This is a genomic window from Nonomuraea sp. NPDC051191, from assembly GCF_044455665.1.
GTDB lineage: Bacteria > Actinomycetota > Actinomycetes > Streptosporangiales > Streptosporangiaceae > Nonomuraea.
The window spans coordinates 65,400-83,766 of the sequence record NZ_JBITEZ010000029.1; the positions used below are offsets into that span (position 1 = coordinate 65,400).

The window sequence follows — 18,367 nt, forward strand, 5'->3', positions numbered from 1 at the left end:
TCAGGAGATGCTGCGGCCTTCCACGGCGTCCAGCACCAGCGGGCTGGAGCCGGGGTCGCCGCGGACGCCGAAACCGTAGCGGTAACCGGCCCTGACCTCCGGGTCCGACAGCGCCGGCAGGTGTTCCAGCGTGGCCGCGGTCACCAGCTCCCAGCCGGAGCCGGTGTCGGCGTACATGGCGGCCCGCTCGCCCACCAGCGACAGCGCGAAGCGGCCGCCGTCGGGGACGGTCACGCCCTGCTTGACGCCGAAGACCGCGAGCCCGCCCGGCACCTGCGGGCCGCGCACCTCGAAACCGGCGAACTTCTGGCTGTTGACGTAGAACGCCACCACGTCCGTCTTGCCGTCCTTGACCAGGCCCGTGTAGACGGTGTCCATGTCGGCGGAGTCGCCCTGGAACTTCCTGATCGTGATCGCCGTGGCGAACGCCGGGTTGCGCGGCGAGACGCCCGACGACATCAGCCCGAACCAGGACGCCGACGGGTGCCCGGCCGACAGCGCGCCGTCCGCGTACGTCACCTGCGGCAGCTCCTTGTCCTCCGGCAGCACCCGGTGCGCCTGGTAGTCGCCCGCCCGGTCGAAGCCGTCGGCCAGCTCCTGGTTGGCGAAGGCGTCGGGGGCCGGCGGCACGTACGCGGCCTGCGGCGGCAGCCGGAACGTCACCCGGTCCGTGTGCCCCAGGTAGGACGCGCACACGACCGGATACTCCTGGTTCGCGGGCGCGTACGCCGTCAGCGCGGTCTCGAACGTGCGGCTCTCGCCGGTGCGCAGGCCGGTCACCCGCAGCGCGGCCGGATCGACGCCCACGCCGTCGCAGGCCGACAGCGTGACCCGTCCGGCCATCGGCAGCACGTCCCGGTTGGTGACGGTGAAGGTGACCTTGGAGCCGATCCTGCCGCGTTCGGCGGTGGACGCGCTCACCTCGACGTTGCGCCGGGCGAGACCGGGCACCGCGGCCGCGGCGAGGCTCAGCCGGTCGATGTCGTACGAGCCCGCCCAGTCGGAGCCGACCGAGCCGCGTACCCACACCTTGACCCGGGAGATCGCGGCGCGCGGGGCCCAGCGGGACAGGTCCAGCGTGAGCCGGTTCCAGCCGAGCGCGGGGTCGATCGTGCCGACGCCCTCCGCCACCGCGCCGCCGCGCCCGTACGCGCGGACCTTGGCGGTGAAGACGTTGCCCGGCTTGAAGCCGTCGTCGGCCTCGGCCGGCACCCGGATCGACACCGACAGCGAGGGCGTGCGCGAGGCGTCGAGCGGCTTGTCGAACAGCACGTCGGCACCCTTGTACGACTTGGCGTACCGCGACCAGCCGGGCAGGTCGCGGTCGAAGCGCACGCGCAGCGCGTGCCCGCCGTCCACGGCCGTCCGCTCGACGGCGGCGGCGTTGTCCGAGGGCCGCCAGCCGCCGGTGTCGGTCTCGAAGCCGGAGATCACCCGCTCGGCCACCGGCTTGGCGTCGAGCTGCGTGCCGGCCACGGCGGGCGGCTTCCTGACGGCCAGCTCGGCGGGGTCGAAGCCGGGGATGACGTCCTTCCAGTCGGAGATGCCGATGATCTTCTTGGCGAACTCGGTCACCTCCAGCGACCGGTCGGTGTCGATGCCGGCGAACACCTCGTGCAGCGGCTTGCGCTCGCCCGCGTTGGAGGGCGCGCTGTGCTCCTCGTCCCACGTCCACAGGCCGAGCCGGAGGCCGCCCTCCTGCTTGTGGTCGACGTGCCGGTGCAGGATGAAGGAGTCGATGCCGTCGGCGAAGGCGATCTTGTAGTAGGCGTAGGCGTAGGCCGCGGCCTGCAGCTCCAGCTCCTTGGCGGAGTAGTCCTGGGAGTTCAGGCCCTGTTCGGAGAGGATCACCCGCCGCCGTTGCCCGTTGTAGGTCAGCTGGTCCTGGGCGAGGTAGCGCGGCAGCAGCTCGATGTTCTTGAACGTGATCCGGAGGGTGTCGAAGCTGTCGGTGGCGGTCTTGTCGTTCCAGAACGCCGGGTTGAACAGGTTCTCCGGGTAGGGGTGGTAGGCGATGTTCCAGTCGAAGTCGCCCTGGCGCTTGGTGAGGGCGTTGAGCCCGTCCACCACGTCGCGGCCCTTGTAGGTGTACTTGGGGTCGTCGTTGGCGGCGCCCGTCCAGAAGTGCGTCAGCGAGGTGTAGACGCGGGCGGCGGCGTCGGCCTTGCGCACGGCCTGCCAGGTCAGCCGCATGGCGCGGGCGTACTGGTCGAGGAACACGTCGCGGTCCTGGCGGCCCATGTTGTACCAGAACTGCTGGGCGTCGATCTCGTTGCCGACGATCCAGCCCCACGCCCGGCCGTAGCGGCCGTCGGCCTGGCTGTAGCGCTGGGCGAAGAACTCCATCGCGGCGGTGAAGTGCGCCTCGCCCTCGGCCGTCTTGGTGTTGAACGCGTACACCGTGCCCTTGCCCAGCTCGGCGTCGGGGTGGATGAGCGTGCGGGCGGCGGAGTTGGGGGCGCCGCTGTTGTAGACCAGCACGATCATGTTGACCAGGACGCCGTTGTCCGACAGCGGCTTGACCTGGGCGTCGAGCCCGGCGACGGCGCCGCGGTCGAAGTAGTACGTCTTGCCCTGCGAGACGAACTCGATGGTGTTGCCCGGGGCGCCCGGCCCGGCCATCATGACCGAGTCGAGGGCCAGGTTGATGCCGGCGTGCTGGACGCCGATCTCCTCGGCGTCGTCGGTCATCTGAACCTGCAACCCCTTTTTGCCCGACATTTCGGGATAAGGGGTTTGGGTGGCCGACGCGAAGCTCAGTTCGTCGGCGTAGTGCACCTCTCCCAGCGGGCCGTCCGCGCCCACCGCGAGGAACTTGTCGTAGAGCCGGTCCTGGTCCCCGTCCATCCGGGGCACCTCGACGCGGAACGGGCCCGCCTCGACGGTCGCGACCGGCCGTTCCCCCGTGGTCGAGTCCTGCCAGGTGTCCAGCGCGTACAGCTCGGCCGGGCCCGGGGCGACACCGGTGACGGTGATCGTGCTCCCGCCGACCTCGACGCCGCTCACCCCACCGGCCGCCGCCGCGCGCGCGGGCGGGGCCTGCGCCGGGACGGCCAGCATCGGGACGGCCAGCGCCAGAGCCATCAACAATCGCATGTCATCTCCTCCTACTTGGCCCAGTCCTCGTCGCCCCAGGCGTTCTTCTTGATCCCGGCCTCGATGCCGCGCTTCCACCACTTGTCCAGGTCGGCCAGCTCCTCCTCCAGGGAGCGCCGGCCGAGCAGGTAGCCGTCGAAGACGTCGCGGAAGGAGGTGCCCTCCGGGCCGCCCGGCAGCGCCACCACCCGGAACGGCTTGCCCCACTCGCCCTCCAGCAGCCCGGCGGTCTCGGCCGACGGCTGCACGCCCTCGACGGCGGGCAGGCCGCCGGTCGCGTCCAGCCAGGGCTTGATCGCCGGCGAGCTCATGTACTGCAGGAACTTGACCGCCGCCGCGTACTTCTCGCCCTTGACGGTCGAGGGGATCATGTAGCTGGTGCCGCCGATCGAGGCGCCGTAACGGGCCGGGGCCTCCGACGACAGCGGCGTGCTGGCCTTGGTGATCGTCGGGAACGGCATCGTGCCGAGCGCGAACTTGGCGTCCGTCTTCAACGCCTCGACGGCGAAGTCGGTGCCCCACGACATGGCGGCCTTGCCCGAGACGAAGTCGCGGTAGCCCACGGTCGCACCGCCGTCGGCCACGCCCGTCCAGTTGGGGGTGCCGCAGTCGAAGAACTCCTTGTAGATCTTCAGGGACTCGGCGACCTCCGGCGTCTTGGTGGTGAGCGTGCCTTCCTTGATGGCCTTGCTCATCGACTTCTCGGTCACGGTCGGCGCCTTGCCCGGCTTGCCGGTGGCGTCGAAGAAGTTCCAGTCGTCGTGGTACTTGTCGATGAGCTGGGTGCTGACCGCCTCCCACGTCCAGCCGGTGGCCAGGCCGCCCTTGTCGAGGGCGACGGGGTCGAAGCCGGCCGCCTTGAGCTTGGCGCAGGCGCCCTTGAAGTCCGCCCAGGTGGCCGGGGGTTTGTCGAGGCCCGCCTTGGCGAAGGCGTCCTTGTTGTAGAACAGGCCGATGGCGACCAGGTTGAAGGGGATGTACTCCAGCTTGCCGCTCTCCTTGCTCAGCGCCTTGGAGACGGCGGGGCCGTAGTACTCCTTCCTGAACACGTCGATCCAGCGCTGGTTGCCCGGCACGTACGGGTTGGGCTTCTGCAGCTCGTCGTCGAGTGCGTGCACCTCGTGGGCCTTGTGCGGCGGCTGGTTGAAGACCAGTTCGGGCGCGGTGCCGGCGGCGAGCTGGGTGGTGATCGTCTGCATGAAGCCGTCGAGGGGCAGGACCTGCGTCTTGACCTCGATGCCGGGCTCGCGCTTCTCGAAGGAGTCGACCAGCGCCTCCCAGGCAGGTCCGAAGCTGCTGCCGCTGGCGTTCCACTGGTTGGGGCCGGCCAGGGTGATCGTCACCTTGCCGCCGCCGTCCTGGGCGGACGTGCCGCCGGTGCCGAGCAGGCCGCAGCCTGTCAGCGCGAGCAGCATGGCCGAGGCCGCCAGCCCGCTCTTGGGGGGTGTTCTCATCGGGGTAGGGGTCCTTTCCTTATTGATACGTTTCAATCGCGGCGGCGGCTCACTTGCCGGACACGATGCCGCCCTGGATGCCCGCCAGGAACCACTTGGACAGGAACGTGAACAGCACCACCAAGGGGAGACTGGCCAGGACGTAACCGGCGAACAGCGGGCCCCACTGCTGCACGTTCTGGTTGGCGAAGAAGGCCAGCCCCGCCGGGATCGTCCGGTAGGCATCGGTCTGCACGGTGAGCAGCGGCCAGAAGTAGTCGTTCCACACGCCCAGCACCGTCATCAGCGCCACCGTGCCGATCACCGGCCGGGCCAGCGGCAGCATGAAGCCCGCGAACAGCCGGACGCCGCCGGCCCCGTCCACCCGCGCCGCCTCGAAGATCTCCTCGGGGATCTGCGCCATGTACGTGCGCATGACGACGATCCCGAAGACGGTGTTCGCGGTGACGTGCGGGACGATCAGCACCAGCCGGCTGTCCAGGATGCCGAGGTCGCGCATCAGCACGAACAGCGGGATCAGGCTGGTGATCGAGGGCACCATGAGCAGCGCCGCGACCAGCCCGAACAGCGCGTTGCGCCCCGGGAAGCGGTAGCGGGCGAACACGAACGCCGCCGCCGGGGCCAGCAGCATCGTGCCGGCGATGGCCAGCGCCGCCACCACGAACGAGGTGAACAGGTACGGGCTGACCTGCTCCCAGGCCGCCGCGTAGTTGTCCAGGTGGACCGGCCAGGCCGGAGACCAGTAGCTGGCGAAGAACTGCTCGTTGTCCTTGAGCGACGCGGCGAGCATGAACAGGTACGGGAACAGCCCGGCGAAGGCCAGCACCGCCAGCACGCCGCCGGCCACGAGATCGGTCCTGCGGGTCCGGTTCACGACGCGGACCTCCTGCCGAGCGCCAGCGCGACCAGGCTCACCCCGAGGGTCAGCGCGAACAGCACGGTGCCGAGCGCGGCCGCGTACCCCCAGCTGGTGTCCACGAAGGCGGCGTCCAGCATGCGCAGCACCGGCACCTGCGTGGCGTTGTCGGGGCCGCCCTTGGTCATGATGTGGGCCTGCATGCCGTACTGGAGCACCGAGATCACCGCCAGCACGAACAGCAGCTTGACGTCGCGGAACATCATCGGCAGGTCGATGCTCCAGAAGCGGCGCAGCCGGCCGGCGCCGTCCACCTCGGCGGCCTGGTAGATCTCGGCCGGCACGTTCTGCAACGCCGACAGGAAGACCAGGAACGGCAGGCTCGCCACCCACGGGAAGCCGATCGTCATCAGCGCGGCCAGCGCCGTGGCGGGGTCGCCGATCCAGTTGCCCGCCAGCCCGTCCAGGCCGAGCGCGCGCAGCAGGCTGTTGACGACGCCGTCGCGCGGGTCGTACATGAACTGCCACAGCAGCACGTTGACCACGGCCGGGAAGGCCAGCGGCAGGATGAGCAGGGTGCGGAAGACGAACCTCAGCCGCTCGCTGGACAGCGACATCACCAGCTCGGCGGCCAGCAGCGGGAAGACCCACATGAGCGTGACGGCCCAGACGAAGATGATCCCGGCGTTGCGGAAGGAGGCCCACCACAGGTCGTCGCCGAGCATCGTGAGGTAGTTCTCCAGGCCGACGAACGGCGACTGGAAGCCCGGCCGCCACTCGTAGAGCGAGTGCAGCATGCCGTTGAGCGCGGGGTAGTAGGCGAACGCCGCGAGCAGTGCGAAGGTGGGAAGGAGGACGAGGTAGACGCCCCAAGGGATCCGGCGGCGCGCTTTTGTGCTGGTCACGATCGTCAATGCCTCTCAGCCGTCACAGGGTGCGGAACGCGTACGAGCCCGAGCCGACCCGGTAGACCGCGGCCCCGTCGTCGAGGCGGTCGAAGGTTACGCCCTCCGCCTCGCCCGCCGGCCGGCCGCCCTCGGTCACCCGCTCCGGCGGCGCGGGCACGTGCACCTCGGCGCGGGTGTTGGGCGGCACGACGACGTCCAGGGCGAAGCCGTCGTCGGCGAGCCGCCAGGAGATCTCCACCTGGCCGTGCCGGGTGCGGTGGGCGGTCCGCGCCCAGCCGATCCCGCCGCCGGGGCGGGGGCGCACGACGATGTCGGCGTAGCCGGGCGAGCCGGGGGCCAGCCCGCCGACCGTCCGGTACATCCAGTCGCCGACGGCGCCGTAGGCGTAGTGGTTGAAGGAGTTCATGCCGGGGTCGTGCAGCCCGCGGTGGTGGCTCCAGGAGTCCCAGCGCTCCCACATGGTCGTCGCGTCGCCGTGCACGACCGGGTAGAGCCAGGACGGGAAGGTGTCCTGGGTCAGCAGCCGGTAGGCCACGTCCAGCCGTCCGGTCGAGGTGAGCGCGTCCAGCAGGTACGGCGTGCCGAGGAACCCGGTCGACAGGTGGCCGCCGCGCGCCTCGACGTCCCCGGCCAGCCGGGCCGCGGCCCTGGGCAGCTCGTGCTCCTCCAGCAGCCCAGCCGTCACGGCCAGCACGTACGCGGTCTGCGTGCCGCTCGCCACCACGCCGGGCCCCTCGACGAAGGCCGCGCGGAAGGCCCGGCGCACGCGTTCGTACAGCTCCAGGCAGGTGCGTTCGTCGGCGTCGCGACCGAGCGCGGCGGCGAGCCCGGCGAGCTGCCGGGCCGACAGCGCGAAGATCGCCGTGCCGACGAGCCGCTTGGGGGTCTCGGCGCCGATCGACAGCCAGTCGCCGAACCCCTCCTCCGGAAAGATGCCGCCGTCGGAACGCTGGTCCAGGTAGGTCAGCCAGCGCAGCATCGGCTCGAAGCAGGCCGCGACCACGCCGGCGTCGCCGCGCAGCCGGTGCAGCGCCCACGGCAGCATGATCAGCGCGTCGCCCCAGCCGGGCGAGCCGGCCTCCTTGGGGTTGGGCGACAGGCCGCGGCCCGACAGCACGTCGGGCACCACGTGGGTGACCGCGCCGTCGTCGCCCTGGGCGTCGACCACGTCGGTCAGCCAGCTCCGCAGGAACGCGGCGGCGTCGTAGTTGAACAGCGCGGTCGGGGCGAAGGCCCAGATGTCGCCGGTCCAGCCGAGCCGCTCGTCCCGCTGCGGGCAGTCGGTGGGGACGGCCAGGAAGTTGCCGCGCTGCCCCCACACGATGTTGCGCTGCAACCGGTCGAGCCGCTCGTCGGAGCAGGTGAACTCGCCGGCCGGCTCCATCGCGGCGTGGGCCACCCTGGCGGTGATCGACTCCGGGGCGGCGCGCAGGCCCGACACCTCGGCGTACCGGAAGCCGTGGAAGGTGAACCTGGGCTCGAACGTCTCGGCCTGCTCGCCGCGCGGCAGGAACTCGTCCGTGGCGCGGGCCGAGCGCAGGTTGGCCAGGTGCAGGCCGCCCTCGTGGTCGAGGACCTCGGCGTGCCGCAGCACCACCGGGCGGTCGCGGCCGGCGCGGCCGGTGAGCCGGACCCAGCCGACCAGGTTCTGGCCGAAGTCGGCGATCCACACACCGGGCCGGGACTCCCACACCGCCACCGGCTCCACCTCCTCGTGCACCCGGATCGGCGGGGCGACGGAGGCGGCCACCCGGCCCGCCGGGGGGCTCACCGGCACCGCGGGCGCCCATCCCGAGTCGTCGAACCCGGCGGCCGTCCAGCCGAGCGGCTCGGCGGCCAGGTCCTGGCGTTCGCCGTTCTGCAGGTCGGCGTAGCGGATCGCGCCGGAGCCCGCGCGCCAGTCGGCGTCGGTGCGCAGCCGGGTGCGGGAGCCGTCCTCGTGCAGGATCTCCAGCTCGGCGCGGAAGGCCAGGCGGCGGCCGTACTGGAAGGAGCCGAACCAGCTGATGTTGCCGGCGTACCAGCCGTCGGCGAGGACCGCGCCGATCGCGTTGCGCCCCTCCGACACCAGCGCCGTCACGTCATAGGTCTGGTACGCGACGCGGTGACGGTAGTCGGTCCAGCCGGGGGCCAGGTGGTCGGCGCCGACCCGCGCGCCGTTGAGGTGGATCTCGTAGACGCCGAGCGCGGTGGCGTACAGCCTGGCCCGGCGCACCGGCGACGGCACGCCGAACTCGCGCCGCAGGTACGGGCTCGGCCGGTCGCCGACCGGCTCACGGCCCAGCGGCGGGTCGCCGTGCAGCCCGACCTCCTCGGCCAGCCGCCAGCCCGCGTCGTCGTGGCCGGGCTGCTCGAAGCCCTCGACCGGCCCGTCCTCGGCCCGCCACCGGCCGCCGGAGGTGACGGTCACCGTGCCCTCGCCCGCCACGGGGACGAGCTGCGGCAGCGCGGGCCGTCCCTCGACCACGACCTCCAGCCGCACGCACAGCCCGGACCCGGCAGCCCTGATCGCGAGCACGTTCTCCCCCGAGGCCACCAGGTCGCCCGCGTCGGCCACGAACGCCCCCTCCCGGAGCTCCCCGGCGACCCGCACCCCGTTGACGTACGCCTCGACCCCGTCGCCGCCGCCGATCACCAGCCACGCCGACAGCGGCCTGGCCCCGCCCGGCACCGAGAACCGCGTCCGGAACGCGCCCACCGGCGACGCCGACGGGCCGAGCGGGCCGGCGACCCAGATGCGCGGCACGTTCTCCAGGGACGGCAACCGCTCGGAGCCGGGCACCACGGGGGTGCCGATCCAGCCCGCCATCCATCCGCCGGCCTCGCCGAGCCCGGTCTCGAACCAGTGCGCGGGGCTCCAACCGGACCACTGGCCGCTCTCGTCGGCCACCTTGACCCGCCACTGGTAGCGCGTCCGGGGCCGCAGCCCGGCGCCGCCGTAGGGGACGTCGAAGGTCGCCGCGGAGGCGACCACGCCGCTGTCCCAGACCAGCTCGGCCTCGTCACCGGCCGGATCGCATTCCCGGGCCACGACCAGCCGGTACGCGCTCTGCGACCGTCCTCGCCCGGCACCGGTGATCCGCCAGGAGAACTCCGGCGCGCTCACGTCGAGGCCCAGCGGTTCGGCCAGTCCTTCGACACGCAGGTCGGTCACGGCGAGATGCATCAAGGGGGCTCCAAGCTAGTTGAAACATTTCAAGCAATGCGCACGGTAGGCACCCCGAGGTACTTCCGTCAATGCCTCTGTTCCAGATGTGCAGGCCAGGGTCGTTTGGCTGAAACATTTCAACCAGTAGACTGGCTCTCTCTGCCAGGTGACCAGAAGGGCTGCCCACCGGTGACCGACATCCACAAGCCGGCCGAGCGCCGGCGGCTCAGCATGGTCGACGTCGCGGCCCATGCCGGCGTGTCCGTGGGAACGGTCTCCAACGTGCTCAACCGGCCCGAACTGGTGGCCGAGCGCACGTTGCGCCGGGTGCGCGCCTCCATCAAGGCGCTCGGCTTCGTGCCCAGCGCGCCCGCCCGGCAGCTTCGCGGCGGCTCCGGCCGCTCGGTGGGCGTCCTGGTGCGCGACATCGGCAACCCGTTCTTCACCGAGGTGCTGCCGGGCATCGAGAACCGGCTGTCGCAGGAGCAGCTGCTGCTGGTGTTGTGCAGCTCCGGCGACTCGGCCGAGAAGGAGGCCCACTACCTGCAGATCCTGGAGCAGCACCGGGTGCCCGGCATCCTCATCACGCCCGCCGGGCCCGACATCTCCCATCTGGTGGAGCTGCGCAGGCGCGGGGTCGGCATGGTGCTGCTCGACCGGCCGGGCGCCGACGCCCAGCTCTGCGCGGTGGCGGTCGACAACGTCAGGGGCGGCGAGCTGGCCGGCGCCCACCTTCTGGGGCTCGGCCACCGGCGCATCGCCTTCCTCAACGGGCCGCACATCGTGCGCCAGTGCGCCGACCGGCGGGAGGGGCTGACCAGGGCGGTGCGGGCCGCCGGGCTCGACCCCGACGAGGTGATCACCGAGGTCACGCTGCCCGCGCTGACCCCGCGCGAGGGCGAGGCGGCGCTGGGGCGGCTGCCCGCGCGCAAGGGGCCGACGGCGCTGTTCTGCGTCAACGACACGGTGGCGCTGGGCGCGCTGCGCGGGCTGGAGCGGCGCGGTGTGCGCGTCCCGCACGACATGGCGGTGATGGGCTACGACGACGTCGAGTTCGCCGAGCTGCTGTCGCCCTCGCTGACCTCGGTCCGCCAGCCCAAGCACCAGCTCGGCCAGGCGGCCGCGGAGCTGCTGCTCACCGACGCCCGGGGCGACGTCAACCACTGGCACCAGGAGATCGTCTTCCAGCCGGAGCTCATGGTCAGGGCGTCGACCGTCCCTCAGTGACGTTTCAATTCGGCCTACCGCAGGAAATCGGGTCTTGCCTGGCCGCCTTCTGGGCCTCATTGTTGAGACGTTTAAATCCCAGGAGGTCCCATGCGTTGGGTTGCCCGTCTCGCCGCCGTCCTGTTACTTCTCCTCCCAGCCGCGCCGGCCGTCGCCGCCGCGGCGGCCGCTCTGCCGTACCCGGTCAGGTCCGACTACCGCATCAAGGGCCTGCAACCGGACTTCTGGCCCGACAAGAACGAGATCGCCGGCAACAACGCCGGCGGCGTCGCCATGAACCTCATCTGGGCCGAGTGGGAGCCCAGCGTGAAGACGCCGCCGTGCGCGGCGGGCGCGCAGGAGTTCGACGGCCACTGCTTCACCGTCGGCTCCGCCGTCGACGCCGCCATCAAGGACTGGACCGCCCGCGGTCTCGTCGTCACCGCCGTCGTCTACGGCACCCCGGCCTGGGCCCGCGGAGCCCGTCCCTGCACGCCCGCCGCCGCCGGGTTCGAGAAGTTCTGCGTCCCCGACAACCCCGCCGACTACGGCCGCTTCGCCGGCATGCTGGCCCAGCGCTACGACGGGCAGCACGGCAACGGCCGCATCGCCGACTTCGTCGCCATGAACGAGGTCAACAGCAACACCTGGTTCGACATCGGCTGCGGCCAGGGCACGGCGTGCGGCACGACCGCCTGGCTGGACGCGATCGCCGCGAACTACAACGCCGCCTACGACGCGGTCATGGCCCAGCAGCCCACCGCGAAGGTGCTCACCTCGCTCGACCACCACTTCGGCACCGCCTACGACCAGCCGGCCGCCTCCGACGCGATGTTGTCGGGCATGACCGTGCTCAAGGGCCTGGCGGCGCGGGCCGGCAACCGGGCCTGGCGGGTGGCCTACCACCCCTACCCGCCGAACCTGCTGGCGCCGCAGTTCTCCGCCGACGACTTCCCGAAGGTCACCTACGGCAACATCGGCGTGCTGGTCGGGTGGCTGCGCCAGCAGTTCCCGAACACGCCGTCGGCCTGGCAGGTGCAGCTCACCGAGAGCGGCGTGAACTCGTTGTCGCCCTCGTCCGAGGCCGCGCAGGCGTCGCAGTTGTGCAACTCCTTCCGCAACGTCCTCGGCACGCCGGGCATCGAGAGCTACGTCTGGCACCGCATGAGCGACCACCCGGACGAGACGGCCGCCGGTCTCGGCGTGGGGCTGCGCCGTACCGACGGCTCGGCCAAGCCGGCCTGGTCGACGTGGGCGCTGGCCAACCGCAACGACCTGTCGCCCCCGCAGTTGTCGTGCGGCTTCGAGCTGCTGCCCCACACCCAGCTCCGGCGCGGCTACCAGGCGAGCAAGGGGCACGTGGCCAGCTCCCGGCTGCTGCCGCCCGGCTTCACCCAGGAACGCGTCTGGAAGCTGCTGCGCAACCAGGCGTCCGGCACCGTGCCCCTGTACGAGTGCAAGGTCGGCGCGCACACCCTGCTCACCCGCGACCCGGGCTGCGAGGGGCAGTTCCCTATGGGCCCGGTCGGCCACATCTACACCAGCCAGGTGCCCGGCTCGGTCGCGCTGCACCGGTGCCGCGCCGCCAGCGGCGACCACCTCGTCACGGACCAGGCCGGCTGCGAGGGCCTGATCCACGAGCAGGTCCTCGGCTACGCGCTGACCTGACCCCGGCCTGAACTGACCTGACCGGGCCGGTGGCCGTCCCCCATGGCGGCCACCGGCCCGGCGGCTATCCGGCGGCCCGTCCGGTCTTCTTCCCGGCCGGGCCGCGGACCAGGGTGAAGTCGTCGACGTCGAAGTTCGCGCCGGTGAACACCAGGTACAGCCGGGCCGCGCCGGAGGGGACGCCCGTCAGCGCCGTGGAGACGTCGGCGTAGGACTCCCAGCCGCCGGTGTTCGGGACCGTGACCGCGCCGAGCACCGGCCCGGTCGGCGAACCGGAACGGACCTCGAAGCCGCCCGACGGCCCCGGCGAGGCGACCCGGGCCCTGAACGCGGTGACCCCGGTGAGATCCACGTCGTAGGCCGCCCAGTCGCCCGGGTTGACGTAGCCGAGCACGGTTCCGCCGTGCGCGGGGGTGTGCGGGTAGGTGGCCACGCCGGACGCCTGCGTCCAGGTCTCCGCCTGGACGACGGAGTCCCCGGTGGGCGGCCCGAGGTCCTTGACGCGGATGTTGCGGAAGGACACCTCGTCGCCGTCGCTGTGGTTCTGGAGGCCGATGTGCCCGTTCTTCAGCGAGCGGGCGGGGTCGGTGTTGGTGAAGTCGTTGATCTTCACGCCGTTGAGGAAGACCTGCAGGCGTTCGCCCTCGACCCGGATCTCGTAGGTGTTCCACTCCCCCGGCGGGTTCAGCGCGGCGTCGCGGGCGGCGGTGTCGGCGGCCTTGAAGCCGTAGACCGAGCCGGTGGTCTTCTCCGGGGCGTCGGTGGCGTCGATCTGGATCTCGTAGCCGTTGTTCACCGCCGAGGACGGGTCGGTCGAGGGCGGGAAGCCGACGAAGACGCCGGAGTTGTCGTCGCCGGCCAGCTTCCAGTCGAGCTTGAGCGAGTAGGAGGCGGTGTACTCCTTGGCCTTGTACCAGAACAGGCCCATGCCGCCCTGCGAGGTCAGCGTGCCGCCGGAGTTGGCGAACCCGCCCGGCCCGGCCTGCTCCCAGCCGGTGGTCGAGCCGTTGTAGAGGGTGGTGTAGCCGGTCTCGGGGCGGCAGTCGGCCTTGGCCTGGCCCGTGGCGTAGGCGAGGCCGCCGCGCAGGTGCTGCCGGAAGGCGGGCTCGGCGAAGGACTCCGCGGTGTGCCCGCCGCCGGTGTAGAAGGAGCGTCCCCCGTCGTACGGCTTGCACCAGGCGATCGGGTGGTCGGCGCCCATCGTGCCGCCCGAGTACGTCGACTCGTCCAGGGTCGCCAGGACGTGGGCGCCGGTCCTGGCGTTGGTCCGGTAGTCGTACCACTCGTCGGTGCGCGGCCAGGAGGCGTCCAGGTGGGCGGTGGCCGGGTGCGCCCGGTCCTCGACCTTGACCGTGGCCTTCTGCACCGCCGGGTGGGCGGCGAACCAGGCGCCGACGAGGCCGCCGTACCAGGGCCAGTCGTACTCGGTGTCGGCCGCCGCGTGGATGCCGGCGTAGCCGCCGCCCGCCTTGACGTACGCCTCGAACGCGGCCTGCTGCGTGGCGTCGAGCACGTCGCCGGTGGTGTTGAGGAAGACGACCGCCTTGTAGGCGGCCAGGTTCGCCGCGGTGAACGCCGCCGGGTCCTCGGTGGCGGTCACGGCGAACCCGAGGTCCCTGATCGCCTGGACGCCCGCCGCGATCGAGTCGTGCCGGAACCCGGCCGTCCGGGAGAAGACCAGGACGGCGGAGCCACCGGCGGCCGGGGTGGCCGTGGTGAACCTCTGCGGCGCGCCGCCGTTGCACGTCCGGATGACGAGCTGGGCCGGGTCGGTGGCGTCGAGGCACTTGCCGAGCGCCTTCAGCGCGCCGCCCTCGGCGGTCCACTTCTGCGCGCCGGTGCCGTTGCAGGTGTAGATCTGCACCTTGGTGCCGTCCGCGCTGTCGGCCCCGGCCACGTCCAGGCACTTGCCGAGCGCCTTGACGGTCTGGCCGTCGATGGTCCAGTTCTGGGCGTTCGTACCGTTGCAGGAGTAGAGCTGGACCTTGGTGCCGTCGGCGGTGGCGGCTCCGGCGACGTCCACGCATCTGCCGTCGGCGGCGTGGATCGGGCCGGTGGCGATCGCCTCCTTGGCCAGGGTGAAGTCGTCGAGGTCGAACAGCGCCCCGGCGCCGCCGGTGAAGACCAGGTAGAGCGTGGTGGTCGCGGCCGTCGCGCCGGTCAGCGGGGCCTGCACGTCGGTGAAGGTCTCCCAGCCGCCCGTCACCGGGACGGCGGCCTTGCCGAGCAGGGGCCCGGTCGGCGAGCCGGCGCGCACCTCGATGGAGCCGCCGACGCCGCCGGAGGAGACCCGGGCCCGGAACGTCCTGGCGTCGTCGAGCCGGTAGGGCCTGAAGGCGATCCAGTCGCCGTTGTGCACGTCGCCGACCGTCCTGCCGCCGTGGGCGGCCGCCTTGGAGATCTGCGAGACGCCGGACATCGTCGTGTAGTGCTCGGCCTGGCGGTGGCGCGGTTGCAGGACGTTCTGGGTGTGGGTGGTCAGGCCGCCCTTGTCGGTGTACTCGGCGTCGAAGACGGCGAAGATGTTGGCCGCGTCGTCGTGCTCGCCGTCGACCGGGATCGTCAGCTCGCCCGCGCAGCCGTTCTTGGAGGTGATCTGGTGGCCGTGGCTGTCGTGGCCGAGCACGTACGTCATCCGGACCTTGGCGCAGTCGACCGTGGTGTCCTCGGGGTCGGTCACCCCGATCGTGAAGGGCACGGTGTCGCCCCAGGTGAACAGCGTCCCGGCGGCGGGCGCGCCGATGGTCACGGTGGGGGCGGTGTTGCCGGCCGTGACGACCACGCCGGCCGTGCCGGAGTTGCCCTGGGGGTCGCGCACGGTGAGCGTGGCGGAGAACTGTCCCTCGGCGGTGTAGGTCTTGGTGGGGTTCGGGGCGGTGGAGGTGGTGCCGTCGCCGAAGTCCCAGGCGTAGGTGAGCGCGCCGCCCTCGGGGTCGGCGGAGCCGGCGCTGGAGAAGGCCACGGTGAGCGGAAGTTTCCCGGACGTCCTGTCGGCCGTGGCGACCGCGACCGGCGAGCGGTTCCTGTCCTTGATGTACTCGACGCGGTAGAGGGCGGAGTTGGCGTCGCCGCCGAAGTAGCCGGAGCCGTAGTCGAGGACGTAGAGGGCGCCGTCGGGGCCGAACGCCAGGTCCATGACCTGCGTGCCGGTCCAGGGGAAGGCGGCGATCTCGCCGCGGGTGCCGTCGGCGGCCAGGTCGATCGCCTTGATCCACTTGCGGCCGAACTCGCCGGCGAAGAAGTGCCCGTCGAGGTCCTGCGGGAACTTGACGGCGGAGTTCAGGGCGGCGTCGTAGCGGTAGACCGGGCCGCCCATCGGCGACTCCGAGCCGCTGCCGAACTCCGGCGGCGAGCCGGCGTCGCCGCCGTACCTGATCCAGGCGGGCTTGGCGGGCGGGAGCTTGGCCAGGCCGGTGTTGCGCGGCGAGTCGTTGGCCGGGCCGCCGGCGGCGCAGTCGTACTTCTGGCCGGAGGGCCCTGAGGGGAAGGCGTACTCGTTGTAGGTCTCGGCCAGGGTGTTGGTCCCGGTGCAGTACGGCCAGCCGTAGTTGCCGGGGCCGGTGACGCGGTCGAACTCGACCTGCCCGGCGGGCCCGCGGCCCGGGTCGCTGCTGCCGGCGTCGGGGCCGTAGTCGCCGACGTAGACGACGCCGGTGGCCTTGTCCACGGTCATCCTGAACGGGTTGCGGAAGCCCATGGCGTAGATCTCGGGCCTGGTCCTCGCGGTGCCCGGCGGGAAGAGGTTGCCCGAGGGGATCGTGTAGGTGCCGTCCGCCGGATCGACCTTGATGCGCAGGATCTTGCCGCGCAGGTCGTTGGTGTTGCCGGCGCTGCGCTGGGCGTCGTAGACGGGGTTGCGGTCGGGCCGCTCGTCGATGGGGGCGTAGCCGGAGGAGTCGAAGGGGTTGGAGTCGTCGCCGGTGGACAGGTAGAGGTTGCCCTGGGCGTCGAAGTCCATGTCGCCGCCGACGTGGCAGCACATGCCGCGGTCGGCGGCCACGTCGAGCACGGTCCGCTGCGAGGCCAGGTCGAGCGTCCAGTCGGGCTTGACGGTGAACCTGGCCAGGCGGTTGACGCCCTGCCAGGCCGACCAGTCGGTGCCGGTCGCGGGCGCGTCGCCGGACGGCGTGCTCAGTCGGGGGGCGTAGTAGAGGTAGATGGTCCGGTTGGTGGCGAAGCCGGGGTCCACGGCGACGCCCTGTAACCCCTCCTCGTCGTGGGTGTAGACGGACAGCGTGCCGACCACGCCGGTCTGTCCCCGCGCGTCGGTGCGGCGCAGCGTGCCGTCGCGCGCGGTGTGCAGCACCGACAGGTCGGGCAGCACCGCCATGGTCATCGGCTCGCCCATCTCGGCGACGCCCTTGGCCAGCTCGACGCGCTGGTAGTCGGCGGGGTCGATGGCGGCGTGGGCCTGGGCGGGCGGGGCGGCCACGGTGAGCACGACCGTGCCCGACATGGCCAGGATCAGGGCGCTGGTCCGCGCCGTCCATCGGGACAGGCGGGTGGATCCGCTGGGGGGCATCGCGGAGGTTCCCTTTCCGTGGGGGGTGGGCCGGGAAGGAGGGTTCCATTGGCGGACGATCGAAGAACCTTCGTAGCTCGGGACATTAGATCTCACTTTTGATGATTGTCAACGAAAGTCTGTTAAGTCCTAGACGTAACGGGTTGACGCCCTGGCCGGAACGGCGAAGCCCCGCCCTGCGCGACGGACGCGGGGCGGGGCTTCGGGCGTGGACGTCAGCCGGCGAGGGCGCTGTCCACCGCCTCCGGGGCCAGGACGTGCTCCAGCACCATGACGGCCGCCCCGATGACGCCGGCCCGGTCGCCCAGCTCGCTGACCTGGATGCGCAGGTGCTGGGTGGCCAGCGGGAGCGAACGTTTGTAGATGGCCTCGCGGACGCCCGCGAGCAGGTGCTCACCGGCGTCGGCCAGGTCGCCGCCGATCACGATGGCGGCCGGGTTGAAGAAGTTCACGATCGTGGCCAGCACGTCGCCGATCTCCCGCCCGGCCTGCCGGACGAGCTGGGCGGCGTCGCGGTTGCCCGCGCGCAGCAGCGCGACGACGTCCCGGCCGCCGGTGGCGGGCACGCCCGTCGCGGCGATCCGGGCGGCCAGAGCGGCCCCGCCCGCCAGGGCCTCCAGGCAGCCCACGTTGCCGCAGTGGCACAGCACGTCGTCGTCGGCGGTGGCGACGCGGATGTGCCCGATGTCGCCCGCCGCGCCCTGGGCGCCCCGGTGGAGGCGGCCGTCGGAGATCACGCCGCAGCCGATGCCCGTGCCGATCTTGACGAAGACGAGCTGGCCGGTCTGCTGCCGCCCGGCGCGGTGCTCGCCGAGCGCCATGATGTTGACGTCGTTGTCCACGAGGACCGGCACGCCCAGCCGCTCCCCCAGCCACTCCGGCACCGGGAAGCGGTCCCAGCCGGGCATGAGCGGCGGGTTGACCGGGCGCCCGGTCGAGTACTCGACCGGGCCCGGCAGGCCGATGCCCGCCCCGCACACGTCGGCCAGGTCGCGCCCGCTCTCGTCGAGCAGGTCGGTGAACGTCCGGGCGAGCCGCCCGAGCGCCGCCTCCGGGCCCCGGTCGATCGGCGCGTCGGCGGTGCGCTCGGCCAGCACCGTGCCGCCGAGGTCGGTGATCGCGACCCGCTCGTGCATGACGCCCAGGTCGGCGGCGAGGACGAGCCGCGCGGTGCGGTTGAAGGCGAACATGGCCGCCGGCCGCCCGCCCGAGGAGACGACGTCGTCGGCGGGCAGCACCCAGCGGTGCCGCAGCAGCGCGTCGAGGCGCAGGGACACGGTGGACCTGGCCAGGCCGGTGAGCTGGACCAGCTCGGTCCGGGTGCGCGGAGGCCCTTCCCGCAGCAGGGAGAGCAGCGCGCCGGCCCCCGCCGTCGCGCCGTTGAGCGTGTCCAGAGTCAACACCAGCCTCTCCGCCGATGACGGCAGCCACTTCAGAGGACCCCAAGTCTATCTTCGACGGCTGGAGACTGACTTATGACCGTGCGTCGGCATAAGTCCTGGGGTCCGC

Annotated in this window: 9 protein-coding genes; 2 read left to right on the forward strand and 7 right to left on the reverse strand. The window is 72.0% G+C overall.

All coding sequences use genetic code 11. From position 1 onward, the window contains the following. From ACIA8R_RS49615 to ACIA8R_RS49635, 5 genes are read right to left on the reverse strand one after another with little or no spacing between them, the layout of a single operon-like run. The gene (locus ACIA8R_RS49615; RefSeq protein ID WP_397044936.1) at positions 1 to 3,096 is read right to left on the reverse strand and encodes a DUF5722 domain-containing protein; all 3,096 of its coding nucleotides are present in this window, start codon (positions 3,094 to 3,096) and stop codon (positions 1 to 3) included. 11 nt (positions 3,097 to 3,107) lie between these two features. Next, positions 3,108 to 4,550 (reverse strand): ABC transporter substrate-binding protein, encoded by a 1,443-nt coding sequence (locus tag ACIA8R_RS49620; RefSeq protein WP_397044938.1) that lies wholly within the window; start codon positions 4,548 to 4,550, stop codon positions 3,108 to 3,110. Between the two features lie 49 nt (positions 4,551 to 4,599). Beyond that, on the reverse strand, positions 4,600 to 5,424 hold the full coding sequence (locus ACIA8R_RS49625; RefSeq protein ID WP_397044940.1) for a carbohydrate ABC transporter permease: 825 nt from the start codon (positions 5,422 to 5,424) through the stop codon (positions 4,600 to 4,602). Continuing rightward, positions 5,421 to 6,311: a sugar ABC transporter permease gene (locus tag ACIA8R_RS49630; RefSeq protein ID WP_357708470.1), complete on the reverse strand. Its 891-nt coding sequence runs from the start codon at positions 6,309 to 6,311 to the stop codon at positions 5,421 to 5,423. The genes ACIA8R_RS49625 and ACIA8R_RS49630 overlap by 4 nt, the downstream gene beginning before the upstream one ends. Positions 6,312 to 6,333: 22 nt before the next feature. Further along, positions 6,334 to 9,480: a family 78 glycoside hydrolase catalytic domain gene (locus ACIA8R_RS49635; RefSeq protein WP_397044942.1), complete on the reverse strand. Its 3,147-nt coding sequence runs from the start codon at positions 9,478 to 9,480 to the stop codon at positions 6,334 to 6,336. Positions 9,481 to 9,651: 171 nt separating this feature from the next. On the opposite strand from ACIA8R_RS49635, the gene ACIA8R_RS49640 reads away from it, so the two are divergent. Together ACIA8R_RS49640 and ACIA8R_RS49645 are read left to right on the forward strand one after the other, a co-directional pair. Continuing rightward, positions 9,652 to 10,689, forward strand: coding sequence for a LacI family DNA-binding transcriptional regulator (locus tag ACIA8R_RS49640; protein ID WP_357708474.1), 1,038 nt, complete (start codon positions 9,652 to 9,654; stop codon positions 10,687 to 10,689). 90 nt (positions 10,690 to 10,779) lie between these two features. After that, positions 10,780 to 12,336 (forward strand): DUF5722 domain-containing protein, encoded by a 1,557-nt coding sequence (locus tag ACIA8R_RS49645; protein WP_397044944.1) that lies wholly within the window; start codon positions 10,780 to 10,782, stop codon positions 12,334 to 12,336. A gap of 64 nt (positions 12,337 to 12,400) precedes the next feature. On the opposite strand, the gene ACIA8R_RS49650 is transcribed toward ACIA8R_RS49645, so the two are convergent. Together ACIA8R_RS49650 and ACIA8R_RS49655 are read right to left on the reverse strand one after the other, a co-directional pair. Then, positions 12,401 to 16,858, reverse strand: a complete 4,458-nt coding sequence (locus tag ACIA8R_RS49650; protein WP_397044946.1) for a ThuA domain-containing protein — start codon at positions 16,856 to 16,858, stop codon at positions 12,401 to 12,403. Between the two features lie 215 nt (positions 16,859 to 17,073). Continuing rightward, entirely contained in the window at positions 17,074 to 18,261 is a 1,188-nt protein-coding gene (locus ACIA8R_RS49655) for an ROK family transcriptional regulator (RefSeq protein WP_357708482.1), read from the reverse strand. Between the last annotated feature and the right edge of the window lie 106 nt (positions 18,262 to 18,367).